Origin of the sequence: Variovorax paradoxus (assembly GCF_030815975.1) — a bacterium.
GTDB lineage: Bacteria > Pseudomonadota > Gammaproteobacteria > Burkholderiales > Burkholderiaceae_C > Variovorax > Variovorax paradoxus_N.
The window spans coordinates 834,077-859,456 of the sequence record NZ_JAUSXL010000002.1 but is presented as its reverse complement, the minus strand read 5'-3'; the positions used below and the strand labels follow the sequence as shown (position 1 = coordinate 859,456).

At 66.1% G+C, this 25,380-nt stretch carries 24 protein-coding genes; 11 read left to right on the top strand and 13 right to left on the bottom strand.

What is annotated here, in order from left to right; all coding sequences use genetic code 11:
* Positions 1-160: 160 nt before the first annotated feature.
* The 9 genes from gspD to gspG form a co-directional block, all read right to left on the bottom strand.
* Positions 161-2,467 carry a type II secretion system secretin GspD gene (gene gspD, locus QFZ47_RS07835; protein ID WP_307655105.1) on the bottom strand — a complete coding sequence of 769 codons (2,307 nt, stop codon included), beginning with the start codon at positions 2,465-2,467 and terminating at the stop codon, positions 161-163.
* 2 nt (positions 2,468-2,469) lie between these two features.
* Entirely contained in the window at positions 2,470-3,270 is an 801-nt protein-coding gene (gene gspN / locus QFZ47_RS07830; RefSeq protein WP_307655104.1) for a type II secretion system protein N, read from the bottom strand.
* A gap of 10 nt (positions 3,271-3,280) precedes the next feature.
* Positions 3,281-3,814 (bottom strand): type II secretion system protein M, encoded by a 534-nt coding sequence (locus QFZ47_RS07825; RefSeq protein WP_307655103.1) that lies wholly within the window; start codon positions 3,812-3,814, stop codon positions 3,281-3,283.
* Positions 3,811-5,022: a type II secretion system protein GspL gene (gene gspL / locus QFZ47_RS07820; RefSeq protein WP_307655102.1), complete on the bottom strand. Its 1,212-nt coding sequence runs from the start codon at positions 5,020-5,022 to the stop codon at positions 3,811-3,813. Before gspL ends, QFZ47_RS07825 begins: the two co-directional genes overlap by 4 nt.
* A 136-nt stretch (positions 5,023-5,158) precedes the next feature.
* A complete protein-coding gene (gene gspK, locus QFZ47_RS07815) occupies positions 5,159-6,160 on the bottom strand; it encodes a type II secretion system minor pseudopilin GspK (RefSeq protein ID WP_307655101.1) in 1,002 nt (333 codons plus the stop codon).
* Complete coding sequence (locus QFZ47_RS07810; protein ID WP_307655100.1) at positions 6,157-6,840, bottom strand: PulJ/GspJ family protein; 684 nt, start codon at positions 6,838-6,840, stop codon at positions 6,157-6,159. The genes gspK and QFZ47_RS07810 overlap by 4 nt, the downstream gene beginning before the upstream one ends.
* Positions 6,840-7,217 (bottom strand): type II secretion system minor pseudopilin GspI, encoded by a 378-nt coding sequence (gene gspI / locus QFZ47_RS07805; RefSeq protein ID WP_307655099.1) that lies wholly within the window; start codon positions 7,215-7,217, stop codon positions 6,840-6,842. The genes QFZ47_RS07810 and gspI overlap by 1 nt, the downstream gene beginning before the upstream one ends.
* The gene (locus QFZ47_RS07800; RefSeq protein WP_307655098.1) at positions 7,214-7,678 is read right to left on the bottom strand and encodes a GspH/FimT family pseudopilin; all 465 of its coding nucleotides are present in this window, start codon (positions 7,676-7,678) and stop codon (positions 7,214-7,216) included. Before QFZ47_RS07800 ends, gspI begins: the two co-directional genes overlap by 4 nt.
* A complete protein-coding gene (gene gspG / locus QFZ47_RS07795) occupies positions 7,653-8,093 on the bottom strand; it encodes a type II secretion system major pseudopilin GspG (protein WP_047783707.1) in 441 nt (146 codons plus the stop codon). Before gspG ends, QFZ47_RS07800 begins: the two co-directional genes overlap by 26 nt.
* Before the next feature lie 49 nt (positions 8,094-8,142).
* Between gspG and QFZ47_RS07790 the strand changes: the two genes are divergently transcribed.
* Positions 8,143-8,787 (top strand): type II secretion system protein N, encoded by a 645-nt coding sequence (locus tag QFZ47_RS07790; protein ID WP_307655097.1) that lies wholly within the window; start codon positions 8,143-8,145, stop codon positions 8,785-8,787.
* Between the two features lie 18 nt (positions 8,788-8,805).
* Here QFZ47_RS07790 and ilvA read toward each other — a convergent pair whose 3' ends face one another.
* Complete coding sequence (gene ilvA / locus QFZ47_RS07785; RefSeq protein WP_370880629.1) at positions 8,806-10,419, bottom strand: threonine ammonia-lyase, biosynthetic; 1,614 nt, start codon at positions 10,417-10,419, stop codon at positions 8,806-8,808.
* A 49-nt stretch (positions 10,420-10,468) separates the two neighbouring features.
* Here ilvA and QFZ47_RS07780 point away from each other — a divergent pair, with 49 nt between their 5' ends.
* Complete coding sequence (locus QFZ47_RS07780; protein WP_307655095.1) at positions 10,469-11,599, top strand: site-specific integrase; 1,131 nt, start codon at positions 10,469-10,471, stop codon at positions 11,597-11,599.
* A 91-nt stretch (positions 11,600-11,690) separates the two neighbouring features.
* Here QFZ47_RS07780 and QFZ47_RS07775 read toward each other — a convergent pair whose 3' ends face one another.
* Entirely contained in the window at positions 11,691-12,833 is a 1,143-nt protein-coding gene (locus tag QFZ47_RS07775; protein WP_307658899.1) for a porin, read from the bottom strand.
* A gap of 267 nt (positions 12,834-13,100) precedes the next feature.
* Between QFZ47_RS07775 and QFZ47_RS07770 the strand changes: the two genes are divergently transcribed.
* Entirely contained in the window at positions 13,101-13,550 is a 450-nt protein-coding gene (locus QFZ47_RS07770) for an OsmC family protein (protein WP_307655094.1), read from the top strand.
* An 11-nt stretch (positions 13,551-13,561) separates the two neighbouring features.
* Here QFZ47_RS07770 and coq7 read toward each other — a convergent pair whose 3' ends face one another.
* Entirely contained in the window at positions 13,562-14,191 is a 630-nt protein-coding gene (gene coq7, locus QFZ47_RS07765; protein WP_307655093.1) for a 2-polyprenyl-3-methyl-6-methoxy-1,4-benzoquinone monooxygenase, read from the bottom strand.
* Between the two features lie 282 nt (positions 14,192-14,473).
* On the opposite strand from coq7, the gene QFZ47_RS07760 reads away from it, so the two are divergent.
* The 8 genes from QFZ47_RS07760 to ygiD all read left to right on the top strand — a co-directional run bounded on the left by QFZ47_RS07760 (position 14,474) and on the right by ygiD (position 23,854).
* Complete coding sequence (locus QFZ47_RS07760) at positions 14,474-15,718, top strand: porin (protein ID WP_307655092.1); 1,245 nt, start codon at positions 14,474-14,476, stop codon at positions 15,716-15,718.
* Between the two features lie 166 nt (positions 15,719-15,884).
* A complete protein-coding gene (locus QFZ47_RS07755) occupies positions 15,885-16,865 on the top strand; it encodes an ABC transporter permease (protein ID WP_307655091.1) in 981 nt (326 codons plus the stop codon).
* 1 nt (position 16,866) lies between these two features.
* On the top strand, positions 16,867-18,132 hold the full coding sequence (locus QFZ47_RS07750; RefSeq protein ID WP_307655090.1) for a M20 aminoacylase family protein: 1,266 nt from the start codon (positions 16,867-16,869) through the stop codon (positions 18,130-18,132).
* A 33-nt stretch (positions 18,133-18,165) separates the two neighbouring features.
* Positions 18,166-19,752, top strand: coding sequence for an ABC transporter substrate-binding protein (locus tag QFZ47_RS07745; protein ID WP_307655089.1), 1,587 nt, complete (start codon positions 18,166-18,168; stop codon positions 19,750-19,752).
* Positions 19,753-19,835: 83 nt separating this feature from the next.
* On the top strand, positions 19,836-20,747 hold the full coding sequence (locus tag QFZ47_RS07740) for an ABC transporter permease (RefSeq protein ID WP_307655088.1): 912 nt from the start codon (positions 19,836-19,838) through the stop codon (positions 20,745-20,747).
* 22 nt (positions 20,748-20,769) lie between these two features.
* Positions 20,770-21,840 (top strand): ABC transporter ATP-binding protein, encoded by a 1,071-nt coding sequence (locus tag QFZ47_RS07735; RefSeq protein ID WP_307655087.1) that lies wholly within the window; start codon positions 20,770-20,772, stop codon positions 21,838-21,840.
* Entirely contained in the window at positions 21,837-22,865 is a 1,029-nt protein-coding gene (locus QFZ47_RS07730) for an ABC transporter ATP-binding protein (RefSeq protein WP_307655086.1), read from the top strand. The genes QFZ47_RS07735 and QFZ47_RS07730 overlap by 4 nt, the downstream gene beginning before the upstream one ends.
* A 56-nt stretch (positions 22,866-22,921) precedes the next feature.
* Positions 22,922-23,854, top strand: a complete 933-nt coding sequence (gene ygiD / locus QFZ47_RS07725) for a 4,5-DOPA-extradiol-dioxygenase (protein ID WP_307655085.1) — start codon at positions 22,922-22,924, stop codon at positions 23,852-23,854.
* Positions 23,855-23,868: 14 nt separating this feature from the next.
* Here ygiD and zwf read toward each other — a convergent pair whose 3' ends face one another.
* Positions 23,869-25,338, bottom strand: a complete 1,470-nt coding sequence (gene zwf / locus QFZ47_RS07720; protein ID WP_307655084.1) for a glucose-6-phosphate dehydrogenase — start codon at positions 25,336-25,338, stop codon at positions 23,869-23,871.
* Positions 25,339-25,380 lie beyond the last annotated feature (42 nt).

The following is a 25,380-nucleotide window of genomic DNA, read 5'->3' as shown; positions in this document are numbered from 1 at the left end:
AAATGCACAAAAAAGCAATGCGATTGCACTGTATTTGAAGATATTCATTTGAATTCCCTTGATAATGATATTGGATTTGGTTTTTTTATGGATATCAAATTGTGATGAGGTATTTCTCTGCTTTGGTCTCCCTTCAGGTTGTTGGTTGGCACTATTGAAGTTAAGGTAATTCTTGTTTACTAGCTGGGTCCGCAGTAGGCGGTGGTGCACCGCGCAAAGGATTTGGACTTAGGTCGGATTTTGCAGCGGGGGATGGTGGAGGAATAAGCACGGTGCCCTCCATTCGAAGATTCCCTGTTTGCTCACGCGAGCGCGGACTTGATCTTTCGGGTAACACCGGCGCGGCATCCACGTTGCGTAACATTACGTTGGCGGGATCGGGTTGCGCTTGTCGCTGAAGAGTGCGAATTTCGTCATACCGATCATTGGCGAAAGTCTCTGTTGCCATCCCATCTCGCATCACAACGGGACGCAAGAACATCATGAGGTTTTTCTTGTCGCGCGAACGGACTTCATTCTTGAAAAGATTGCCAAACAGAGGAATATCTCCAGCTATTGGAATTTTCTCGGTAGTATTTCCATACGTGTCTGATAGCAGGCCGCCAAGCATCACGAGACCACCATCATCGACTAAGACGCTGGATTCGATTGATCGTTTATTTGTTGTTGGGCCATTAGGGTTTGAGAGAGTGGTGCGGTCAACATCCGAGGTTTCTTGAAAAATGACCATCTTCACGGTGCCATTCTCATTGATTTGCGGTCGAACTCGTAGCGTTAAGCCTACATCTTTGCGTTCGACGGTAGTAAACGGACTAATACCAGGGACCCCGGTTGTACTGGCATAGGAGCCGGTGGGGAAGGGCACATTTTGCCCGATCACAATCTTCGCCTCTTCATTGTCAAGGGTGAGAAGATTAGGTGTCGAGAGAATGTTGGCATCGTTATCGCTGCTAAAGAAATTTGCGATCGCGCCCAACACATAGTTGCCACCGATTTTGCCAGCGATGCCTAAATTCAATCCTGGGGATGGCAGTGAGTTTTGACTAATAACGCCGGTCGCTAGTGCCTGAGTTAAGGCTAAGATGTTGGTGCTGGCTAGACTGGAATTAGTGCCAACAACCGCGTTGCGACCGAGCGCGCTTTGCCATTGGACGCCAAAGTTAGCGGCTTTGACTGCGTTAACTTCGACGATCAAAGCCTCGATCATGACTTGCGCGCGGCGGCCATCAAGTCTGTCTATCACGGCTCGCAACTGTCGATATTGAGGTTCGGGCGCCGTGATGATGAGCGAATTAGTTGAGGGGTCAGCCTGTATCTGACCCCCAACAGATGGCTGGTTAGCGTTGTTAAGCGGCGTGTTGGCCGCTGATGAACCTCCACCACCTTGCTGGCCGAAATTAACTGGAAACGGAGACGGCGCATTGGCTTGTGGTTGCGACGTTGGTGTGCCGCCGGCCGCGCCCGGCGTGCCCGGCGTGCCGGGCAGCTGGTTGGCCGCCATGGCGGCGCGCAGCGTGGCCGCCAGCCGCACCGCATCGGCATTCTTCAGGTAGACCACGTAGATGTTGCCGGCCGCGCCGTTGCTGCTCTCGGCAGGCGCGCGGTCGAGCTTGTCGACCAGTGTGCGCACCAGCGCCGCGCGCGCCGGATTGGCCGCGCGCAGGATCAGCGCGTTGCTGCGCGGATCGGCCAGCAAGGTGGTGCGGAACGACGCATCGGCCGTGCCCGGCGCGGCCGCGCCCGGTGTGGCGCCCGAACCGCTGCCGTCGACCAGCCGGGTGATCAGCGGCAGCATGTCGGTGGCGATCGAATGCTTGAGCGGGATCACCTCGATGTCCGACGCATTGGGCACGTCGAGCGCCGCGATGATGCGCGCCAGCCGGCGCATGTTGTCCGCGTAGTCGGTGATCACCAGCGAGTTGTTGCCCGGGTTCACGTTGATTGTGTTGTTGGGCGGAATGAGCGGGCGCAGCACCGGCAGCAGGCTGTTCGGCGACTCGTAGTTGAGCCTGAAGATCTGCGTGACGATCTGGTTGCCGCCCACCGAGCCGGCGCTGGGTGTCGCGGTGTTGACCGTCTGGGTCTGGAGCTTGGCGTCGGCTTCGGGCACCACCTTGTAGAGCCCTTCGGCCTCCACCACCGCAAAGCCCTGCAGCCGCAGCGCGGACGCGAACTGGTTGAACGCCGCGGCCGGCGCGATGGCGCGGTCGGTGACGAGATTCATCGTGCCCTTGACGCGCGGGTCGACCACCACGTCGCGGCCGGTGACCACCGCCATGGTGCGGGCCACGGCCTCGATGTCGGCGTTGGCGAAGTTGAGCGTGATGGGCTCGCCCCGGCGCGGCGCATCGCCAGTCTGCGCGAACGCGGGCGGCGCGGCCTGCAGCAAGGTGGCGGCAACCAGCATCTGCGCTGCGAGTGCAACGACGGCGAGGCGGCTGCCGGTCGAAGTCAGTGGCTTCATCATGATCAACCCAGGGTGATGATCGAACGCGCGTTGTCGCGCCGTCCGATGATGTTCAACAAATTGGAAAGCGCGTCTTCGCGGCCGGCCGCGGCGCTGGCTTCGCCATTGAAGCGAAAGGCGGTGCCGCTCCAGCTGCCGCTGCCGTTCAGTTGCAGGCTGCCTTCGCGCGTGCTCAGCAGCAGGCTCGGACGGCTGCCGCCTTCGAGCGTGAGGCGGTAGCTGCCCATCGGCTTGAGCGTCGAGAGGCTGGACGACACATCGGTGGCGTCGAGCGTGGCCTGGCCCGCGATGCGCAGCACGGGGCCGTCCCACTGCATGGAGAGGGCCCGGGTGGAGAGGTCGAGCGTGCCTTCGAGCTTGAGCGTGTTCCAGGGCGCGCCCAGGCCGGTCAGCAAGGTGGCGGGCCAGCGCGAACTGCCGTCGCCCCACTGCAGCTGCATGCCGCCCGCACGCGGGCTGGCCTTGAGCTGGAGCGGCCGGGCCGCGCAGCAGGGCAGATCGAGCACGGCGGACAGGCCGCTCCAGGCGGGCCGCATGCGCCAGTTGAGCGCGCCGGGCAGCGACACCGCTTCGGCGCCGCCAGCACCGCTGGCAAGCACCACGGCCGCAGTGCCGTTCCAGACCGTGCCGCGCGGGTTCACGAGCAGCAGCCGGCCCTGGCTCCAGCTCGAGAGCGCCGTGGCCAGCCAGCGGGCCGGCGCGAACAGCACCAGCGCCAGCAGCGCTCCCAGCACGATGCCGAGCAAGGCCCAGCGCCAGCCGCGGCGCGGCGCGGATTCGGCAAGGGGGGAGCGCGTCACCATGCGGCCGTGCTCAACGGGCTGCGGGCAGCGCCATCACGAGCGTGCCCTCCCAGCGCACCTTCGCAGGCTGCGGGTCCTTGCCGCCGGCGGCCGGCGGGGCGGCGGCCACACGGGTCAGGTGGGCCTCGCGCGGCACGGCGTGGGCATTGCCGCGCGCCTGCGCCAGCCACTGGGCCACGGCATCGGCGGGCGTGGCACGCATCGTGAGGGTGGCGGCGCCATCGCCACTGGCCGTCATGAGCTGGGCATTGGTGCCCAGGCTCTGGCGCACCGAGGTTTCGAGGGCGCGCAGCGCGTCGTCCCGGTTCAGCCGGGGCTGGGCCTGCAGCGCCTTGGCGCGGTTCTGCAGCAGAGCCATCTGCTGCAACTGCGCGTCGAGCTGCGCGTGGTCGGCCGGCGCCGCGGCCAGCGTGCGCAGCGCGGGGGCGAGCGCAATCCACCACAGCAGCGCGAGCGCCACGAGCGCGGCCGCGATGGCGACCATGCGCCGCTCGCGCCGTTCGAGGGTGGCCCAGCGGGCCCGGAGCTGGTCGCTGAAGTTCATCGCGCCGCCTCGGCCTGCACCAAGAGCAGATCGCCCTCGGCGCGCACGCTGTAGCCGCGCGGGCCCATCGCGCCGGACAGCCGTGTGAGCTCGGACGGCTGCAGGCCCAGCCCGCGCAGGCGCAGCTGGCCAGCGCTGTAGTCGATGGCGCTGGGCGTTTTGCCCGGCGGAAGATGGGGGGCGAGGGCGCCGATCATCGGTTCGAGATCGCTGCCCGCGACATCGCCCACGGCCTGCTGCAGCGCCGCGACTTCGCGCGCCATCTGCAACGGCGCATCGACCACGAGTTTCACGGAGGGGAAGGTCTGGGTCAGCATGGTCTTGACGGCCTGGCGCTTGGCCTCGAGTGCATTGCGCTCCTTCCAGGCCCAGGCATTGAGGCCGATCAGCTGGGTCAGCAGCAGGGCAACGACGCCCCAGCGTGCGGCGCGCCACTCGGGCGCATGGCGCAAGGTCTGGACCAACGATGCAAATTTCTTGCCGGCGCGCGCGCGGCCCGTCACGGCAAGGTCGAACTGCGCGAGCTCCCAGGGCGAGCGCGCGGCCTGAAGCCAGCGTTGCGGCGCCTGCACGATGGGCACGCGGCGTTCGAGCAGACGCTCGGCGGCTTCGGCGACGGCGGGTTCGGCGGCGATCACGGCGGTGTCGAGCGGCAGGCTGCCGGACAGCGCCAGCCCGGCGCCCGCGAGCGGCAGCGAGACCACGCCGTCGGCATCGCACACCGTGAGTTGCGGCGCCTCGGCTTCGCCGGTGACCTGCAGCAGGGGCGGGCCATCGGCAGGCTGCGGCGCGAACTCGGGAACGATGCGCACCACGCGCCGCCCCGCCGACTCCAGGCCCTGTACCAGCGTGCGCAGCCAGATGCGGTTGCAGGCCGCCACCCAGACCGGCGCGCCGGCCCGGGCCTCGGGCTCGAGCGCGAAGTGCAGGGCCTCGGGTTCGTCGAGCAGATGCTCTTCGAGCAGGCCGTCGAGCACGGCGCGCAGCTTCGATGCGCTGCTCATGCTGCCCTTGGGCAGCGTGACGCGGTGCCAGGAAAGCGCCGCGGCCGGAATGCCGAGCGTGACCTCCGCGCTGGCCGGAAGCAGCGCGAGCAGCGCGCGGCCGTGGTTGCGCAGGGCGATGCCGTCGTCGCCTGCCTGGGCCCAGTCGTACTCGCCCGCGGCGTCGGCCGGGGGGAGGGGGGCGATGAGCAGCAGCGGGGTCATTTCGATTTCAGGAGGGCGGGTGATTGTAGGGGTGCGTCCATGGTGCCATTGCTACTTTATTTGTAGCGTTTGACGTAGGTGCGACGGGCTCTGGACGATGTATTGATGCAACAGAAATGAAGAAAGCAAGCCGCACTCAGGGTTTAGCCGGAGTGGCCGTGGCAAGGCCGGCGCCGCGGTTGCGCCAGATCGTCTTCACGGTCACGCCATCGCGCTGCAGCAGCGAGCGTTCCTCGACCCAGGTGCGGTCCAGCCGCAGCCTGCCGTAGACCTCGAAGAACTGGGTGCCCACGCTGTGCTGGTTGGCGTTGAATTGCGTGCCGCCGCTCGGGAGCGCGGCATTCGCATCGGCAATCTGCTTGAAGAACGAGCGGGTGCGCTTCTCGACCAGCTGGCGCGCGTCGCTGATGCTCAGCGACGGCAGGCTGGCGCTGATGGCTTCGGCGCTCGCGGTATTGATGTTGAGCGGCGTGCGTATGGGAAGAATCGTCACGTAGGGCTCGAGCGCGGCCACGGTCGCGGGCGAAAGGCCGAGCCACACCAGCTGCGAAACCTCCTGCGGCATCAGCGGCGCCGCGCCGGCATCGCCGCCGCCTGCGGCATCGGTGCCGGTGGCCAGCGCGCGCACCAGCGAGGCCGTCATCGCGCTGAGCTCCGAGGCCGGCAGGCCCAGGATGTTGAACAGCTTGGCGAAGGTGGCGATGCTCGCCGGCACCGGCTTGTTGCCGTCGACCAGCGACAGCACGTTGAGCTTCGATTGTGCATCGACCACGCGGCCCGACAGGAAGGCATCGGGCAGTCCTTCGAGGTTGTCGCTGGCCACGTTCTTCTCGGCCGACAGAAAGCTCGTGAGCCGCGCTTCCGCGAGCGGCACGGCCCAGGGCTCGGCCAGGTGGTCGGGGCCGCCGGTGAGTGCGTCCTCGCGCAGGATCAGGCGCGACCAGTCGAGCGCGCCGATCAGCACCCACGCCGCCTGCACGCGCCCGCGCTCGGCCGCCTCGACTTCGGATGCGCGCCATTGCTGCCACAGTGCCGCGGCGGAGAAGGTCGCGACCAGCATCACGGTCAGCATGGCCGCGAGCAGCGCGGCGCCGCGCTGGCGTTGCCCGTTGGTTCGAAAGACCGTGGAGGCGGTCATGAGCGCGGCGCTCCCACCGTGGGCTTGACCCAGTCGCGCGTGAGCGTGCCCGCCAGTCCTTCGCCGGGAGACAGGTTCAGCACCAGGCGAACGCCGTCCGGCATGGCCACGAGGGCGCCGGCCGGGTTGGCCGGGTTCGCCGGATTGGGCGCGCTGGCCGGCAGCTCGCCGGCGGGCGTCCAGGCGTTCTCGCGGAAGTAGTAGAGCTGCCAGTCGGAGACCGGCATCAGCGCGACGTCGCCGCCGCCGCCTTCCTGCGCCCACGAGGCGGCCATGTTCCACGCCTGCTGCCATTCGCCGCGCGTGGTGAAGGGCGGCGACTGCCAGCGCCGCCAGCGGGTGCCGTCGGCACCGGAGCGAAGCGTCCATGCCACCACCAGCATTGCGGGGGCGCCCGCATCGCTGCCGCGCCGCGTGAGCCGCAGCACGCGGCCGTTCCAGTCGATGGGGCGGGTCTGCGCGATCGGGGTCACGGCGTCGAGGTCGGCGCCCCATTGCGAGAGCGTGGTCTGCAATGTCAGCACCGCGTCGGCGCGCTGCTGGTTCTGCGTGGTGGCGCGCGACATGTTGTCCAGGCCGCGCCAGCTCACCAGCGCCAGCAGCGCCATCACCGAAATGGCCACCAGCAGCTCGATCAGCGTGAAGCCGCGGCGGGTTCGCGGGCTTGCGAAGCGGCGCATCAGAAGCGGCCCACCACGGTCGAGACGCGCAGCACCGACGCATTGGCTTCGTCGCGCACCTGCACGTCGACGCGGCGGAAGTTGGGGTTGAGCGTGGCGATGGTGGAGCTGGTCACGTTGAACGAGACGCCGGCCTGCACGCAGATCGAGCCCGAATCGCCCACGGCCGGCATCTGCCTGGCCAGCCGCGCCTTGGCAAGCTCGTTTTCCGCGCACAGGTCGGCCAGCAGCAGGTCGGACTGGCGCTGCGCATTGCGTGTCAGCGACATCGTGGCCTGCGAGCCCGCCGCGAGCGCGAGCGCGACGATGCCCAGCGCAATCAGCACTTCGATCAGCGTGAATCCGCTGCATTCGAAGCGGCGCCGGGCTGTTCTCATGGCGCGGTCACGGTGAACGGCCGCAGGCCGTCGGTGGCAATACGCAGTGACCGCGCGGGCGGGCCTTCGGAATACAGCACGATCTGCTGCGCGGCAATGATCGGGTCGGGGCCCAGTTGCACCGCCGCAATCGGCGCGCCGCCAGCCAGCGAAGCCTGGGCGCTGATGCCGCTGGCGGCCCAGCCGCTCGGCAGCGCATCGGGCGGCAGGCCGTCGAACACGAAGCTGCCGCCCTCCACGATGCGCCACCGCACCGCAACGCCGCTCGCCCGCGACTGGGCGCGGGCCGATTCGAGCAGCGCGGCCAGCCGGTCGGCCTCGCGGTCGAGCCGGGCCGCGTTGCTGTCGCGCAGCGCGAAGCTCACGCCGGCCGTCGCGATCGCGATGATCGCGATCACCACGATCAGTTCGAGCAGCGTGAAGCCGCCCGTGCGGCTACTGCCAGCTGCCGATGTCGGCATTCTTGCCCTCGCCGCCGGCCTGGCCATCGGCGCCGAGCGAGAGCACGTCGATTTCGCCCTTGATACCCGGATTCATGTACTGGTACGGATGGCCCCACGGATCGTTCGGCAGCTTCTCGACGTAGGGCTTCCAGTTGGGCGCGGCCGGGCCGACGGTGGGTCGCACCAGCAGCGACTGCAGGCCCTGCTCGGCCGTCGGGTAGCGCTGGTTGTCCAGGCGGTAGAGCTTGAGCGCCTGCATCAGGTTGTTGATGTCGGTCCTGGCGGCGGTCACGCGCGCGTCGTCGGCGCGCTCGATCACGTTCGGCACGATCAGCGCGGCCAGCACGCCGATGATGACCAGCACCACCATCAGCTCGATCAGCGTGAAGCCGCGCTGGGCAGCGCGGGTGGCGTCGCGTAGGATTTTTTTCATAGCTTGGATGACATGGTTCGGAAGGCCCGCTGCATGATAATCCGCGGCCATGACAAGTCCCTATTCCGCCGCGCGCTGGCACGCCCCTGTTGCAACCACGGGACTCTGGGCGCTGGCCGCCGGCGCGGCGGTGTTCTGGGGGCTGCGGCTCGCGGCGCCGCCCGAGCCCGTGGCCGCGGCGGCCACCATGCCCCAGGCATCGGTCTCGGCCGAGGCGGATGCGGTCGCGCGGCTGCTCGGCGTGATGCCGGCCAACGAAGCGGCGCCCGCCGCACCCGAGGCGGCCAGCCGCTTCGCGTTGTCGGGCGTGGTGGCGGATCCGTTCAACCAGGGCGCCGCGCTGATCTCGATCGACGGCAAGCCGCCGCGTCCGTTTCGCGTCGGTTCGCAGGTTGGCGACAACTATGTGCTGCAGTCGGTCGGGGTGCGCGCGGCGACGCTCGGCGCCAGTGCGCAGGGTCCGGCGGCCTTCACGCTGCAGTTGCCGGTGCGCGCGCCGATCAGTGTCGGCAGTCCTGCTGCTTCGGGGGTGCCGGCCTCGCCAACGCCGACCGCCAGGCCCAGCGGGCTTTTTCCGGCCACGGTGCCTCCCGTGGTGGCGCCATCCGCCGGCGGGACTGCACCGCCGCAGGCGCCGTCATCGCCGCCGCCGGGGTCTGTGCAGCAGCCCTCCGCGCAGCCCGAGCAGCAATAAAACCGGGGCGGCCTTTCTTCAGGCCTGAAGGAACAGCCGATACGCCGGATTCGCCGTTTCCTCGACGTACGGATAGCCCAGCGTCTCGAGGAAGTCGTCGAAGGCCGCCGCATCGCCGGCCGGCACCTGCAGGCCCACCAGGATGCGGCCGTAGTCGGCGCCCTGGTTGCGGTAGTGGAAGAGGCTGATGTTCCAGTTCGGCCGCATCAGGCTCAGGAACTTGAGCAGCGCCCCGGGGCGTTCCGGAAACACGAAGCGCAGCAGCCGCTCGTCATGCGCGAGGCCCGTGCGTCCGCCCACCAGGTGCCGCAAATGCTCCTTGGCGAGCTCGTCGTGCGTGAGGTCGAGCGCATCGAAACCATGGGCAATGAAGGTCTGCGCGATGGTCGTCGACTCGCCGCGCGTCGAGGTGGTCAGGCCCACGAACACATGCGCCTTGGCTGCATCGCTGATGCGGTAGTTGAACTCCGTCACATTGCGCGGCGCGCCGCCGATCGAGCCTGTTTCCTGCGACTCGCTGGCCGGCATCTCGCCGACCAGTTCGCAGAAGCGGCGGAAGCTGCCGCGCTCTTCGGGAATCGTCACCGCGAATAGCGCCTCGCGCTCCTCGCCGACCTCTGCGCGCTCGGCCACGAAGCGCAGCCGGTCGAAGTTCATGTTGGCGCCGCACAGGATGGCCGCGTAGGTCTCGCCATGGCGGCCGTGCCCGGCCACGTACTGCTTGATGGCGGCCACCGCGAGCGCGCCCGCCGGCTCCACGATGCTGCGGGTGTCGACGAACACGTCCTTGATGGCCGCGCAGACGGCATCGGTGTCGACCGCGATGTATTCATCGACCAGGTTGCTGGCGATGCGAAACGTCTCTTCGCCCACGAGCTTGACGGCCGTGCCGTCCGAGAACAGCCCGACATCGGACAGGCTCACGCGCTGGCGCGCCGCCACCGATTGCATCATGGCGTCGGAGTCGTTCATCTGCACGCCGATCACCTTGATCTCCGGGCGCACTGCCTTGATGTAGTTGGCCACGCCCGAGATGAGTCCGCCGCCGCCGATGGCAACGAAGACAGCATCGAGCCGGCCCTGGTGCTGGCGCAGGATTTCCATGGCGATGGTGCCCTGGCCCGCGATCACGTCGGGGTCGTCGAAGGGGTGCACGAAGGTCAGGCCCTGCTGCGCCTGCAATTCGAGCGCATGCAGGTAGGCATCGGAATAGCTGTCGCCATGCAGCACCACTTCGCCGCCGAAGCCGCGCACCGCATCGACCTTGAGCCGAGGCGTGGTCACCGGCATGACCACCACCGCGCGCGCGCCCAGCTTGCGCGCGCCCAGTGCCACGCCTTGCGCGTGATTGCCGGCCGATGCGCAGATGACGCCACTCGCCAGCTGCTCGGCCGAGAGGTGCGCCATCTTGTTGTAGGCGCCACGCAGCTTGAAGCTGAAGACCGGTTGCTGGTCTTCGCGCTTGAGCAGCACGTTGTTGCCCAGCCTTTCGCTGAGCGCTTTGGCTTTCTCTAGCGCAGTTTCGACCGCCACGTCGTAGACGCGGGCGTTCAGGATTTTTCTGAGATAGTCGGCGGGCGTCAGTGCCGGCACAGGTACGTCGCGCACGGTTTTTTCCAAGGGAGGCTCAATTGTTAAATAGCAATGATAAGAGGCATCGGGATTGCATACGGGACATGGCATGGACACAAATGTCATAAACCTCATTCAAAGAGCCCCGGCCGCGAACGATTCAGGATTTTTTGCGCGCACCTATCCCGCGATCCATACGTCCGCCAATCATTTAACAAACGAGCAAAATCTGTTAACCGTTTCTGTCAGCGACCTTTCCAAAGGACTGATGCAGGCAGAAGCAGCGCGCGTGCAGCGCGGTGAAATCGGACGAGCCACCTGGCAAGTGATGGGCAACAGATTGCGCGCCCATGTGCTTCCGCTGCTGGGTGCCGTGCCGGCGCAGGCATTTGCCACGCCCGATGCGCAGCGGCTGATCGACCATCTCGGCGCGCAGGGCTTCACCAGCACGACGATTGCGCAATACCTCGTGCTGCTGCGAAAGGTGGTGATGCATGGCGTGAACATCGGCGTGCTTCGCGATGCGCCGCTCTTCCCGAAGGTCAAGGTGCGCAGCCAGCCGCGCGGCAGCTTCAGCGTTGCGGAGTACCGGGCACTCGTGGCGGCCGCGCGAAAGTTGCGCGGCCAACAGCACCCGGTGCTCGACCGACTGGCGTCCGGTGAACGCTTCTGGATTGCGCGCGAGCTGCTCGTCATGCCCGAAGAACTGCCCTGGTTGATCCGCTGGATGGTCAACACCTTCGTTCGTCCGAGCGACATCAAGCTCATGAAGCACAGGCACATCGAAATCGTGCGCGGCAAGCATGTCTACCTGCGCATGAACCTGCCCGAAACCAAGCGGCACAGCCAGCCCATCGTGAGCTTGCGTCCGGCGGTGCGGGTCTATGAATGCCTGCTCGCTCACCGCCGCGAGCAGGGCTTTGGCAATGCAGACGACTACATCTTCATGCCGCAATTGAAGAACCGTGAACACGCGCTGGCCGTGCTCAATTTTCTTTTTCATTGGACGCTGGAGGCAACGTCGCTCCAGAAAGGGCCGCTGGGCCAGTCGAGGACGCTTTACTGCCTGCGCCACACCGCCATCACCTTGCGGCTCCTGTATGGGCAGGGCATCGACATGCTGACCTTGGCGCGCAATGCACGCACGAGCGTGAACATGGTCGAACGCTTCTACGCTTCGGTTCTGAGCGGAGAAATGAATGTGGGACTGCTGCAAAGCAGGCGCGGCCGCGCGAACTGAGCAAAGCCAAAAAGCCGCCCGGCTTGCGCTGGGCGGCTTGATACTGAATTGATTCGAACTGGCTGAAGCCAGCATTTGGAATCAGCCGCGATCAGAAGGCGTGGCGGATGCCGAAGTCGTAGCCGGTTGAGGTCCTCGGGGTGAAGACGCCCCCGGTGACAAACTTGGGGCCGCCAACGGTCAGCGCTGCTTCGTTCTTGTTGCTCACGCGAGCGATCGTTGCGTACAGGGCCGTGCGCTTCGACAGGTTGTGAACGTAGCCCAGCGCCAGCTTGTTGGCCTTCGGGTCGTCGAGGAACGGATTGTCCGTCTTGTACTTCACAGCCGAATACGATGCACGGATCAAGCCGGCGCCCACGGGAGCCGTCACACCCAGCAGCCAGCCGTTGAGCTTGGTCGATGCCACGGTAGCCGATTGGGAAGAGAACGCGCTGTCGAAGTCGGTCTTCCGCTTGGCTTGAGACAGTTCACTGAAGAGCTTCACGGGACCGAAGTCATACGAAGCACCGAGATTGAAGATGTTGACCTTGTCGGTCGTGCCGGCGAAGTAGTCGTCATCCACGGTGCTGCTGCCATAAGCCAGCGCAACGTCCAGCGGTCCGTTGGCATAGCCGAAGCGGCCACCCACGTAACGGCCGGCGCGCGAATTGTCGGTCGCGAGAATCGTGGCCAAGCCAGGGCTGTACTTGGTCTTCTCGTTGAAGGCGTACATCAGCTGGCCGTAGAACCCACCGAGGTTCGCCGGCAGGAAGTAGCTGACCGAGTTGCTGGAGCGAGTGGGCTGGCCAAACGAGCTCGCGGCCGTCTGGATCAGGTTGGTGCCGACGCCGTTGGTGCCGAACGGATCGAACGTGGAGTTGTTGTGGAAGGTCGGCGTGAGGTCGCGGCCGAGGCGGACTTCACCGAAACCGCCCGACAGGCTCACGGTCGAACGGCGAGCGAACGTCACGACGCTGCTTTCGCCGTCGTCATTGGCAACGGGGGCTTCGAGCCAGAAGCTGGCTGCCAGGCCGCCACCGAGGTCTTCCGTGCCGCGGAAGCCCAGGCGGCTCGAGTTGTAGCCCGAGTTCGTCAGCTCACGGCGGCTGACATTGACGCTGCCCCGGTTGAGGGCGGGCGGGTTGCGCAGGTCACGCGAAGTGTTCGAGTAGCCGCTGATGGAAACGTCGACCACGCCGAACAGCGTGACGGAAGACTGAGCCGAGGCAACACCGGCAACAGCCAGGGCAGCCAGAGCAACTGCCCTTTGGACCCCCAGGAAACTAGAGTGGCCGCAGAGCGGCAGGCCCGGAAAAGAAAAAAGCCCCAAGCCTTGCGGCTCGGGGCTAAATCCACCAATTGGAAGGGTGGAGGAGACAACCTGTGCACACGGTTTCGTGTGCGATGAAATAAAGTATATCGGTTGTTTGCTGCGTTGCAACAAGCAAATGACGCTTTTCCCACACACAAATCGATGTCAGCGTGCTTTTTTTGCTGAACATTCTGAATGGATCTGACGAAGATGGAATGCACAGTAAGTTGGACCGGCGACGCCGGAACGCGCTCGGCCATGGGTTTTGTGGCCGAAACCGGCAGCGGCCATGTCTTGATGATGGACGGTGCGCCGGATGCCGCGAAACCCGAGAACGGCGGCCAGAACCTGGCGGCCAGGCCCATGGAAACCGTGCTCGCGGGCACAGGGGGCTGCACCGCCTACGACGTGGTGCTGATATTGAAGCGCGGCCGCCACCGCGTCGAGCGCTGCAGCGTCAAGCTCACCAGCGAACGCGCGGAAAAAGACCCCAAGGTCTTCACCAAGATCCATATGCATTTCACCGTGGCGGGCAAGGGCATTCCTGCCGCCGCCGTCGAGCGCGCGATTGCCATGAGCCACGACACCTACTGCTCGGCCAGCGTCATGCTCGCGAAGACCGCCGAGATCACCACCAGCTTCGATCTGATCGAAACCTGATCCGCAAGGCCTCAGATCCGGTGCGCCACCGTGGTCATCACGCGGGAGGCGAACCGCATCAGGGCCTTGGCAGGGGCCGGCAATTCCGCCGCGCCGGCACCGATGGCCTGTGCGGCGTGCCGTGCCTCATCGATCTTCATCTGCTCGACCACCGCCCTCGATGCGCTGTCGGCGGGCGGCAGGCGACCCAGATGGCTCTCCAGGTGCGCTTCCACCTGGCGTTCGGTTTCTGCAACGAACCCGAGGCTCAGCGGATCGCCCAGGCGTCCGGCCACCAGGCCCAGGCTGAAGGCGCCCGCATACCAGAGCGGGTTCAGAACCGAGGGCCGAGCGCCGAGCTCGTCCAGCCGCTGGCGCGTCCAGGCCAGGTGATCGGTTTCTTCGTGAGAGGCTTCGAGCAAGCGGGCGCGGAGGACCGGGTCGCGTGCCACCGCGGCCTGGGCGGTGTAGAGCGCCTGCGCGCACACCTCGCCCACGTGGTTCACCCGCATCAGTGCGCCGGCCTCGCGCCGCTCCGAATTGGTCATGTCGCCCGGCGGCTGGACGGGCGCAGGCGTGGACCGCGTTGCATGGGGCCGGGCAAAAAGAGTGCGCAATGCCGCATCAGCCGCAGTCAGAACGGGGTCGAGCGTGAAAGTCATGCCCGTATTTGAACGTATGCGAAAAGAGCCGGGCGAAACAGTTGCTTCATTTCATATGGTGGTTTGTGAGCGCGCCAAAGTCCTTTGTTGCAGGACTGCAACGAAACGCGCGGGCCACCAGAGATTTCGGGCGATTTGTTTTGCCCTGCCGCAGCGGCTCTGGTGCAATAGCATCAACTTCCCAAAAGGAGGTTGGCCCGGGGTCCGGTGGGAGCACAAAAGTGCCAGTCACGGTGAGCCCTTCGCACCGGAGCCCTATGTTTAACCTTGGAGAAACTTGCAATGAAAAAATCTCTAGTTGCTCTGGCTGCCCTGGCTGTTGCCGGTGTTGCCTCGGCTCAGTCGTCCGTCACGCTGTTCGGCGTGGTCGACGCGTCGATCAGCGGCTATTCGAGCACCTCGCGTGACCTGAACGGTGCCACGCTCCTGAACCCGTTCTACCTGAACCAAGGCAGCGTCAAGGTCAGCCGTCGTGAACTGGCTAACTCGGGCTACAACTCCAGCCGTCTGGGCTTCCGTGGTACGGAAGACCTCGGTGGTGGCCTGGCAGCCAGCTTCTGGCTCGAAGCCCCGATCAAGAACGACGACGGCTCGGAAGGTGTTGCCACCTTCGCTCGCCGCTCGACCGTGAGCCTGTCGGGTGGTTTCGGTGAAGTCCGCCTCGGCCGTGACTACACCCCCACGTTCTGGAACGACACCGTGTTCGATCCGTTCGGCACCAACGGCGTTGGCACCAATCTGATTTCGAGCGCCAGCGGCACGTTCGGCGCTTTCGGTACCCCTACCGCTGCTGTCGGCTCGTTCACCAACATTGGTGCCAACAACTCCACCCGCGCCAGCAACTCGATCGGCTACTTCCTGCCGCCGAACCTGGGTGGTTTCTACGGTCAGCTGATGTACGCCTTCAGCGAAAAGACCAAGTACGATCCGGGCCTCGCCACGCCTGCCACCGCAAACGCTTCGCGCCAAGGCCGTTACGTTGGTGGTCGCTTCGGCTACGCCAACGGTCCTCTGGACGTTGCAATCGCTTACGGCAGCAGCACGGTTGGCGATCAGTACTACGTCGGCACGACCACCAAGGTCAACACGCTGAACCTCGGCGCTTCGTATGACTTCGGTCCCGTGAAGCTCTTCGGTGAAGTGTCGAAGGCCAAGAACAAGATGGACTTCGAAGTCGAACCGTTCGCTGGCGGCCGTCCTGACATCGACCTCACCGGCTACCTGCTCGGCGTGACCGTGCCGGTCGGTGCTGGCCTGATCCGCGCTTCGTACTCGCACGTCAAGTATGACAACAACGCTCCTGTGGTGTTGTTCGCACCTGAAGTTGCTGACCCCAAGGCCAACAAGCTGGCTCTGGGCTACGTGCACAACCTGTCGAAGCGCACGGCTCTGTACGCAACGATCGCTCGCGTGAGCAACAAGAACGGTGCAGCCCTGACCGTTGGCGGCCCGGCCTTCATCAGCAACGGCGTCTTCACCCCGAAGACCTCGACCGGCTACGACTTCGGTATCCGTCACGCTTTCTGATCTGACGCTGGCGTAAGCCAGCTTTGAATCGAAAGACTCAAAAGCCACTCGACGAAAGTCGAGTGGCTTTTTTATTTGTGGCGCACCATCCGCGTGCACCCCCGGGGAACCACCGTGCGGGCACGCACCTTGCACTGCTAGCATGCCTGTTCACTTTGTTTGCTGAATGATTGCTTTCGTCCTGCGCCGCCTGATCCAGGCCGTGATCGTCATGATCGCGGTCGCGTTCATCGCCTTTCTTCTCTTCCAATATGTGGGCGACCCCGTCGTCTTTCTGTTGGGCCAGGATGCCAAGCCCGAGCAGATCCGCGAGCTGCGCGCCGCATTGGGGCTCGACCAGCCCTTCTTCGTGCAGTTCTGGCACTTTCTCGTCAATGCAGCCCAGGGCGAATTCGGCCTGAGCCTGCGCCAGGGCGCGAAAGTCTCGCGCCTCATCGGCGAGCGCTTTCCGGCCACGCTCGAACTCGCGCTCGTGGCGGCCGTGCTGGCCTTGTTCATCGGCATTCCGATGGGCGTGTACACCGCGCTGCGCCGCGGCACTTTCCTGAGCCAGGTGTTCATGACCGTGTCGCTGCTCGGGGTGTCGCTTCCCACCTTCCTGATCGGCATCCTGCTGATCCTGGTGTTTGCAGTGCTGCTGGGCTGGTTTCCGAGTTTCGGGCGCGGCGAGACCGTGCAGTTCGGCTGGTGGAGCAGCGGCCTGTTCCGGGCCGACGGATGGCATCACATCGTCCTGCCGGCCGTGACGCTCGCGATCTTCCAGCTGACCCTGATCATGCGGCTGGTGCGCGCAGAGATGCTCGAGGTCCTGCGCACCGACTACATCAAGTTTGCGCGCGCCCGCGGCCTGACGAACCGCGCCATCCATTTCGGCCATGCACTCAAGAACACGCTGGTGCCGGTGATGACCATCACGGGCCTGCAGCTTGGCGGCCTCATCGCCTTTGCCATCATCACCGAGTCGGTGTTCCAGTGGCCCGGCATGGGGCTCTTGTTCATCCAGGCCGTGACCTTTGCCGACGTTCCGGTGATGGCGGCCTACCTGTGCCTCATCGCCCTGATCTTCGTGGTGATCAACCTGGTGGTCGACCTGCTCTATTTCGTGGTCGATCCGCGGCTGCGCGTCGGCAAGGCGGGAGGACATTGAAATGACGGTTGCCGCAGCACCGCGACTGCAAGCCTCGGGACGGGCGTTTGCGCACATCGCGAGCTTCTATCCGGAGATCACGGCCTTTCGCCGCGACCTGCATGCCCACCCCGAGCTCGGCTTCGAAGAGGTCTACACGGCCGGCCGCGTGCGCGAGGCGCTGCGTGCCTGCGGCGTGGACGAGATCCACGACGGCATCGGCAGGACCGGCGTGGTGGGCGTCATCCGCGGCCGGTCCACGGCGAGCGGGCGGATGATCGGCCTGCGCGCAGACATGGACGCGCTGCCCATGCGCGAAGACAACGACTTCGGCTGGCGCTCCGCCAACGACGGCCTGATGCACGGCTGCGGACACGACGGGCACACGGCCATGCTGGTCGGCGCGGCGCGCTACCTGGCCGAAACCCGCAGCTTCGACGGCACCGCGGTGCTGATCTTCCAGCCCGGCGAAGAGGGCTTTGCCGGCGCGCGCGTGATGATCGAGGACGGCCTGTTCGAGCGCTTTCCGGTCGAGTCGGTCTATGCGATGCACAACTGGCCCGCCATGCCCGCCGGCACCGTGGGCATCAACCGCGGCGCCATGATGGCCGCGGCCGACCGCGTGACGATCGAGATCAAGGGCAAGGGCGGCCATGGCGCGCATGCCTACCAGACCATCGACCCCGTGGTGGTGGCCGCGCACATCATCACCGCCGCGCAAACCATCGTGTCGCGCAGCGTGCGGCCCATCGACGCGGCGGTCGTCAGCATCTGCGCGGTGCAGGCCGGCGACCTGGGTGCGATGAGCGTGATCCCGGGCGAGGCCACGCTGGTGGGCACCGTGCGCACCTTCAGCGCACGCGTGCAGGCGCAGGTCGAGCAGCGCCTGACCGAACTGTGCACGGCCATCGCCGCCGGCTTTGGCGCGACCGCCACGATCAAATACGAGCGCATCTACCCGGCCACCATCAACACCGCGCCCGAGGCGATGTTCGCGGCCGACGTGGCCGAGTCGCTGGTGGGTGCTTCCAACGTCGACCGCAGCATGGAGCCCAGCATGGGCGCCGAAGACTTCTCCTTCATGCTGCAGAAAAAGGCCGGCGCCTACCTGCGCATTGGCCAGGACGCCAAGTGCGGCGCCTTCCTGCACAACAGCCGCTACGACTTCAACGACGAGATCCTGCCGCTCGGCGCCGCATTGCATGCGGGGCTGATCGAGCAGGGCATGCCGCTGGCTGCTACCCGCAGCGAGCAGCCCCTGAAAGACGCCGCTACCGCGACGCCTTGACGTATTTCCGATTCCAACCCGAGGAGTGTTCCCATGAGTTTCCAGAAGAAGGCGGCTGCGGTCGCGGTTTTGTGCCTGCTGGGCGCCACCAGCCTGATGGCCGGCGCGCAGACCATCCGCGTTGCGAACCAGGGCGATGCGCTGTCGCTCGACCCGCACTCGCTCAATGAATCGCTGCAGCTGAGCACCACCGCCAACGTCTATGAAACGCTGGTCGGCCGCAACAAGGACCTGAGCGTTGCACCGCTGCTGGCCACCAGCTGGAAGCAGACCTCGCCCACCGTGTGGCGCTTCGAACTGCGCAAGAACGTGCAGTTCCACGACGGCACGCCTTTCACGGCCGACGACGTGATCTTCAGCTTCGCGCGCGCCTCGGGCGACGGCTCGGACATGAAGTCCAACACCACCGACATCAAGGAAGTCCGCAAGGTCGACCCGCACACCATCGAGATCGAGACCAAGGGGCCGTTCCCCATTCTTCCGGACGTCATCACGCAGCTCATGATCATGAGCAAGAAGTGGTGCGAGGAGAACAAGGCCGTCACGCCGGTCGACCGCCGCAAGGGCATCGAGAACACCGCCTCGTTCAAGGCCAATGGCACCGGCCCGTACCGTGTGCGCGAGCGCCAGCCGAACGTGCGCACGGTGTTCGTGCGCAACCCGACCTACTGGGGCAAGATCGAAGGCAACGCGCAGGAGATCATCTTCACGCCGATCGCCAACCCGGCCACGCGCGTCGCCGCGCTGATCTCGGGCGAGGTCGACGTCATGGAGCCGGTGCCTGTGCAGGACATCGCGCGCGTCAACGCCAGCCCGACGGCGCGCGTCATCTCCGGCCCGGAGCTGCGCACCATCTTCCTGGGCATGGACCAGAAGCGCGACGAGCTGCTGTACTCCAGCGTCAAGGGCAAGAACCCGTTCAAGGACAAGCGCGTGCGCCAGGCCTTCTACCAGGCCATCGACATCGCAGGCATCCAGCGCACCGTGATGCGCGGCGCCTCGCGGCCCACCGGGCTGATGGTCGGCCCCGGCATCAACGGCTGGACCGAAGCCCAGGACAAGCGCCTGCCCTACGACGTCGAGGCCGCAAAGAAGTTGCTGGCCGAAGCCGGCTACCCGAACGGTTTCGAGGTGACGATGAACTGCCCGAACGACCGCTACGTGAACGACGGCCAGATCTGCCAGAGCGTGGCCTCCAACCTCGCGAAGATCGGCGTCAAGATCAACCTCGCGGCCGAGACCAAGGGCACCTACTTCCCGAAGGTGCTGCGCCGCGACACCAGCTTCTACATGCTGGGCTGGACCCCCACGACCTATGACTCACACAACGCGCTGACCGCGCTGACGGCCTGCCCCGACGACAAGACCGGCGCCGGCCAGTTCAACCTGGGCGCCTACTGCAATCCCAAGGTCGACGAGCTGACCAAGAAGATCCAGTCGGAAACCGACAAGTCCAAACGCGACGCGATGATCAAGGAAGCCTTCGACCTGCACGCCGCCGACATCGGCCACCTGCCGCTGCACCAGCAGACGCTGGCCTGGGGTGTCAGCAAGAAGGTGGCGCTGACGCAGATGGCCGACAACTACATGCCTTTCAAGTGGATGAGCATCAAGCCGTGATCCTGCCGGCCGCTCATCAATGGGCGGCCTGAGCGGCTCGATTCTGGGCCCGCTTCTTGCGGGCCCATCCTTTTTTCCTCACGATGAAAAAAACATTCGCCCGCTGGCTCGACAGCGATGTCGGCTACAGCTTTCGCACTTCGCCCGTGGCCGTGGCGGCGGCGCTCATTGCGCTGGCCTGCGTGTTCTGCGCGGTCTTTGCCGGATGGGTGTCGCCGCACAACCCCTTCGACCTCGCAACGCTCGAACTCGGCGACGCGCGCCTGCCGCCCGCGTGGAGTGCCGAGGGTTCCTCCAAGTACCTGCTGGGCACCGACGACCAGGGCCGCGACATTCTCTCGGCCGTGATCTACGGCGCGCGCATCTCGCTGATCGTCGGCATCGTGTCGGTGGTGCTGTCGATCACGGTGGGCGTGGTGTTCGGCCTGCTGGCCGGTTTCCTCGGCGGTTGGCTCGACTCGTTCCTCATGCGCCTGTGCGACGTGATGCTGTCGTTCCCGCCCATTCTGGTGGCGCTGCTGATTGCCGGCGTCGGCCGCGCGCTATTCCCCAATGCGCATGAGTCGCTGGCCTTCGGCGTGCTCATCATCTCCATCTCGCTGACGGGCTGGGTGCAGTACGCGCGCACCGTGCGCGGCTCCACGCTGGTGGAGCGCAACAAGGAATACGTGCAGGCCGCGCGCGTGACCGGCGTGGCGCCGCTGCGCATCATGCTGCGCCACGTGCTGCCCAACGTGATGGGGCCGGTGATGGTGCTGGCCACCATCCAGGTGGCCACTGCGATCATCACCGAGGCGACCCTGTCGTTCCTCGGCGTCGGCGTTCCGCCGACATCGCCTTCGCTGGGTACGCTGATCAGCATCGGCAACCAGTACCTGTTCTCTGGCGAATGGTGGATCACCGTGTTTCCGGGCCTGATGCTGGTGCTGATCGCGCTCAGCGTGAACCTGCTGGGCGACTGGCTGCGCGACGCGCTGAACCCGCGTCTGCGCTGATGGAAAAAAGGACAACGCCACCATGACGCTGCTCCAGGTCAAGAATCTCGTCGTCGAGTTCCCGCACCGCCGCGGCACGCTGCGCGCGCTCGACGGAATTTCATTCGACATCGCGCCCGGGGAAATCCTTGGCGTGGTGGGCGAATCGGGTGCCGGCAAGTCGCTCACGGGCGCGGCCATCATCGGGCTGCTCGAACCGCCGGGCCGCGTGGCCAGCGGGGAAATCCTGCTCGAAGGCCAGCGCATCGACAACCTCGGCTTCGACGCGATGCGGCCCATTCGCGGCCGCAAGATCGGCGCGATCTTCCAGGACCCGCTGACCTCGCTGAACCCGCTCTACACCGTCGGCCGGCAGCTGGTGGAAACCATCCGCGCCCACCTGCCGGTGACGGAAGCCGAAGCGCGCAAACGCGCCATCGGCCTGCTGCAGGACACCGGCATTCCGGCCGCTGAGCAACGCATCGAGCACTTCCCGCACCAGTTCTCGGGCGGCATGCGCCAGCGCGTGGTGATTGCACTGGCGCTGGCGGCCGAGCCCAAGCTCATCGTGGCCGACGAGCCGACCACGGCGCTCGACGTGTCGATCCAGGCGCAGATCATCCAGCTGCTCAAGCGCATCTGCAAGGACCGCGGCGCGGCCGTGATGCTGATCACGCACGACATGGGCGTGATCGCCGAAACCTGCGACCGCGTGGCCGTGATGTACGCGGGCCGCATCGCCGAGATCGGCCCGGTGCACGAAGTGATCCACCAGCCGGCGCATCCTTACACCTCGGGCCTGATGGCCTCGATTCCCGACATGACGAGCGACCGCGAGCGGCTCAACCAGATCGACGGCGCCATGCCGCGGCTCAATGCGATTCCGCAGGGCTGCGCCTACAACCCGCGCTGCCCGCGCACCTTCGCGCGCTGCCTGACCGAGCGGCCCGAGCTCATGCATGCCGGCGCCACGCGCGCCGCATGCTGGCTGCACGATGCCACCGATCCGCACAAGGGCCAGGCCGAGTTGGCCGCCCAGCACCACGATGCGCAGCTGGCCGGCGAGCGCGCCGTGCCCGATGCGGCCGCACCGCTGGCCGAGGTGACCCGATGAGCGCCGTGATCGAACCCCGCAAGGCGGAAGGCGGCGAGCCGCTCGTGGTGGCGCACGACCTGGCCCGCACCTTCGATGTCTCGCCGCCCTGGCTCAACCGCGTGCTCGAACGCAAGCCGCGCGTGCTGCTGCATGCGGTGGACGGCGTGAGCTTTTCGATCGAGCGCGGCAAGACGCTGGCGCTGGTGGGCGAATCGGGCTGCGGCAAGAGCACCGTGGCGCGGCTGCTGGTCGGCCTTTACGCACCCACGCGCGGCGGCCTGCAGTTCGACGGGCAGGACGCGCACGCCGCGTTCAAGACCCCCGAAGGCCGCAAGCTGCGCCGCCGCATCCAGATGATCTTCCAGGACCCGTATGCGAGCCTGAACCCGCGCTGGATCGTGGAAGACATCGTTGGCGAGCCGCTGCGCGAGCACGGCATCCTCAGCGGCAAGGCCGAGCTGCGCGAGCGCGTGGGCGAACTGCTCAAGTCGGTCGGCCTCTCGCCGCTGGACATGAGCAAGTACCCGCACCAGTTCTCGGGCGGCCAGCGCCAGCGCATCTCCATCGCGCGCGCACTCGCCACGCAGCCCGAGTTCCTGGTGTGCGACGAGCCCACCTCGGCGCTCGACGTGAGCGTGCAGGCGCAGGTGCTCAACATCATGAAGGACCTGCAGCGCCAGCAGGGCCTGACCTATCTCTTCATCTCGCACAACCTCGCGGTGGTGCGGCACGTGGCCGACCAGGTCGGCGTGATGTACCTGGGCCGGCTGGTCGAGGTGGCCGACAAGCAGAAGCTCTTCGCCGAGCCGCAGCATCCCTACACGCGCATGCTGCTCGACGCGATTCCGCAGATGAAGCACACCGGCCGCGCGCGCACGCCGGTGCAGGGCGAAGTGCCGAATCCGCTGAACCCGCCGACCGGCTGCGCTTTTCATCCGCGCTGCCCGCACGCGAATGCGCGGTGCTCGGCCGAGCGGCCTAAGCTGCTGAGCATCAGGGGCGTGCAGGTGGCCTGCCATGCAGTGGAAGAAGGCCGCATTTAGCTGAAAGCGTGCGTAAACGCACTGACGTGCGCGGCCAGCCTGCGCAGAGTGCAGCCATGACCATGAAGAAGAACACAGGCACCGGCGGCAGTCCGGCGATCCAGTCGGCGCTGGGCCGACGCGGCTTTCTCATGGGTTCCGCGCTCGGAGTCACCGCAACGCTGGCTTCTCTTTGCTCGCTGTCGCATGCCGCCGCCGGTGCGCCGCCGCAGCGGATGCCGGTCATCTTCATCGGCCACGGCTCGCCCATGAATGCGCTGGCCGACAACGCCTTCACGCGCCGGCTGTCCGCCTGGGGCAGGGAGCTTGCGCGGCCCTCGGCCATCCTGAGCGTTTCGGCCCACTGGCTGAGCCGCGGCGCGACCGGCGTGGGGATGCAGGAGCGGCCGAAGACGATCCACGATTTCGGCGGCTTTCCGCAGGCGCTTTTCGACATCGAGTATCCCGCGCCGGGCCATCCCGCGCTCGCGCGCGAAACCGTCGGCGCGGTGAAGCAGTCCGCGGTGGTGGGCACCGAGCAGTGGGGCCTGGACCACGGAACATGGACGGTGCTGAAGCACCTCTACCCGAAGGCCGATATTCCGGTTTTTCAGCTCAGCATCGACTACGACAAGCCGGCCGCCTTCCACTACGCCGTCGGGCGCGACCTGGCGGCGCTGCGCGACAAGGGCGTGCTCGTGATGGGAAGCGGCAACGTGGTGCACAACCTGCGGGCCACCGACCGCGGCACGGCCGACGGGCTCATGGCAAGCCGGCCCTGGGCCCAATCCTTCGACGATGCGGTGAAGGCCGCGCTCGCGGGCCGGGACGATCGCGCGCTGGTCGGCTATGAAAAGCTCGCGGGCGCATCGATGGCGGTCGCCACGCCGGACCACTACTTTCCGTTTCTCTATGCGCTCGGCGCTGCGGGCGTGAGCGAACGCGCGAAAACGGTCTACGAGGGATTCCAGTCGGGCACGCTCGGCATGCGCTGCATCCAGTTCGGCTGAGCGCGTGGGCCTACCTACTGTTCCTCGCTCCACGCGAAGCCGTCGCGCGCGATCATCGCGCTCGATGCGCTCGGGCCCCAGGTGCCGGCGGCATAGGGGCGCGGCCCGCCGTCCGAGGCCCAGCTGTCGATCAGCGGCTCGACCCAGCGCCATGCCTCTTCCTGTTCGTCGCTGCGCACGAACAGGTTCAGGCGGCCGTCGATCACGTCGAGCAGCAGCCGTTCGTAGGCGCCCACGCGCTCGGCGCCAAAGCGCTTGTCGAAGTCGAGGTCCAGCTGCACGGGCGCGAGCTGCGCGGCGCTGTGGTGGCCGTTGCTGCTGCGGCGGTTGTCCTGGGCCTGCGCGAGCATGTGCAGTTCCAGGCCGTCCCTGGGCTGCAGATTGATCACCAGCTTGTTGACGGCGCCGGAAGGTGCACGGTAGATCGCATGCGGCGTGGGCCGGAAGTTGACCTCGATGCGCGCATCGCGCGAGGCCAGCCGCTTGCCGGTGCGGATGTACAGCGGCACGCCGGCCCAGCGCCAGTTGGCGATTTCGGTGCGCAGCGCCACGAAGGTCTCGGTGCGGCTGTCGGGGTCGACGCCGGGCTCGTCCTTGTAGCCCGGCACGCGCTCGCCGTACGCCGTGCCGGCCGTGTACTGGCCGCGAATCGCATGCAGCCCCAGCGTCTCGGGCGTCCAGGGCTTGAGTGCGCGCAGCACCTTGAGCTTCTCGTCGCGGATGGCGTCGGCATGCGAGTTGATCGGCGGCTCCATGCCGATGGCGCAGACCAGCTGCAGCGCATGGTTCTGCACCATGTCGCGCAGCGCGCCGGTCTGGTCGTAGAAGGCGCCGCGCTTTTCGACGCCCAGGTCTTCGGCGATGGTGATCTGGATGTTGGCAATGTGCTCGCGCCGCCAGATGGGCTCGAACAGCGCATTGCCGAAGCGCATGGCGAACAGGTTCTGCACCGAGGGCTTGCCCAGGTAGTGGTCGATGCGAAAGACCTGCTTCTCGTCGAGCACCTTGCACACTGCGGCGTTGATCGCGCGATTGGATGCCAGGTCGTGGCCCAGCGGCTTCTCGAGCACCACGCGCGTGGACGGGCCATTGAGGCCGGCCGCGGCAATCTGCTCGACCACCTGGGTGAAGAGCGCGGGCGCCGTGGCCACGTACATCACCACCGTGTCGGCATTGCGCTGCTTGAGCAGGTCGGAAAGCCGCGCGTAGTCGGCCGGCTTGGACAGGTCCATGCGCAGGTAGTGCAGCAGCGAGGCGAACTTCTCGAACTCCTCGGCCGAAGGGCGCTTGGCGCCTTCGACGGCATTGAAGCGCGACTGGATCAGTTCGCGGTACTGGTCGTCCGAGAGGTCGTCGCGCGCCACGCCGACGATGCGTCCGTCTTTCGGGAGGCTGCCGTGCCTGAAGGCCTGGAACAGGGCGGGCATGAGCTTGCGCCATGCGAGATCGCCAGTGCCGCCGAACAGAACGAGATCGAAGCTCATGAGTCGAATTTCCTTTTGTCTTGTGCCGAGAAGGCTCTCTGT

Coding starts and splice junctions, on each gene's coding strand:
- QFZ47_RS07760 (WP_307655092.1), top strand. CDS start 14,474: ATGAAAAAATCTCTAGTTGCTCTGGCTGCCCTGGCTGTTGCCGGTGTT.
- QFZ47_RS07825 (WP_307655103.1), bottom strand. CDS start 3,814: ATGAACTTCAGCGACCAGCTCCGGGCCCGCTGGGCCACCCTCGAACGG.
- QFZ47_RS07770 (WP_307655094.1), top strand. CDS start 13,101: ATGGAATGCACAGTAAGTTGGACCGGCGACGCCGGAACGCGCTCGGCC.
- gspL (WP_307655102.1), bottom strand. CDS start 5,022: ATGACCCCGCTGCTGCTCATCGCCCCCCTCCCCCCGGCCGACGCCGCG.
- gspN (WP_307655104.1), bottom strand. CDS start 3,270: ATGGTGACGCGCTCCCCCCTTGCCGAATCCGCGCCGCGCCGCGGCTGG.
- QFZ47_RS07780 (WP_307655095.1), top strand. CDS start 10,469: ATGGACACAAATGTCATAAACCTCATTCAAAGAGCCCCGGCCGCGAAC.
- QFZ47_RS07790 (WP_307655097.1), top strand. CDS start 8,143: ATGACAAGTCCCTATTCCGCCGCGCGCTGGCACGCCCCTGTTGCAACC.
- QFZ47_RS07800 (WP_307655098.1), bottom strand. CDS start 7,678: ATGCCGACATCGGCAGCTGGCAGTAGCCGCACGGGCGGCTTCACGCTG.
- QFZ47_RS07740 (WP_307655088.1), top strand. CDS start 19,836: ATGAAAAAAACATTCGCCCGCTGGCTCGACAGCGATGTCGGCTACAGC.
- ygiD (WP_307655085.1), top strand. CDS start 22,922: ATGACCATGAAGAAGAACACAGGCACCGGCGGCAGTCCGGCGATCCAG.
- QFZ47_RS07810 (WP_307655100.1), bottom strand. CDS start 6,840: ATGCGCCGCTTCGCAAGCCCGCGAACCCGCCGCGGCTTCACGCTGATC.
- zwf (WP_307655084.1), bottom strand. CDS start 25,338: ATGAGCTTCGATCTCGTTCTGTTCGGCGGCACTGGCGATCTCGCATGG.
- gspG (WP_047783707.1), bottom strand. CDS start 8,093: ATGAAAAAAATCCTACGCGACGCCACCCGCGCTGCCCAGCGCGGCTTC.
- QFZ47_RS07735 (WP_307655087.1), top strand. CDS start 20,770: ATGACGCTGCTCCAGGTCAAGAATCTCGTCGTCGAGTTCCCGCACCGC.
- QFZ47_RS07745 (WP_307655089.1), top strand. CDS start 18,166: ATGAGTTTCCAGAAGAAGGCGGCTGCGGTCGCGGTTTTGTGCCTGCTG.
- QFZ47_RS07755 (WP_307655091.1), top strand. CDS start 15,885: ATGATTGCTTTCGTCCTGCGCCGCCTGATCCAGGCCGTGATCGTCATG.
- coq7 (WP_307655093.1), bottom strand. CDS start 14,191: ATGACTTTCACGCTCGACCCCGTTCTGACTGCGGCTGATGCGGCATTG.
- gspD (WP_307655105.1), bottom strand. CDS start 2,467: ATGATGAAGCCACTGACTTCGACCGGCAGCCGCCTCGCCGTCGTTGCA.
- QFZ47_RS07750 (WP_307655090.1), top strand. CDS start 16,867: ATGACGGTTGCCGCAGCACCGCGACTGCAAGCCTCGGGACGGGCGTTT.
- gspI (WP_307655099.1), bottom strand. CDS start 7,217: ATGAGAACAGCCCGGCGCCGCTTCGAATGCAGCGGATTCACGCTGATC.
- gspK (WP_307655101.1), bottom strand. CDS start 6,160: ATGACCGCCTCCACGGTCTTTCGAACCAACGGGCAACGCCAGCGCGGC.
- QFZ47_RS07730 (WP_307655086.1), top strand. CDS start 21,837: ATGAGCGCCGTGATCGAACCCCGCAAGGCGGAAGGCGGCGAGCCGCTC.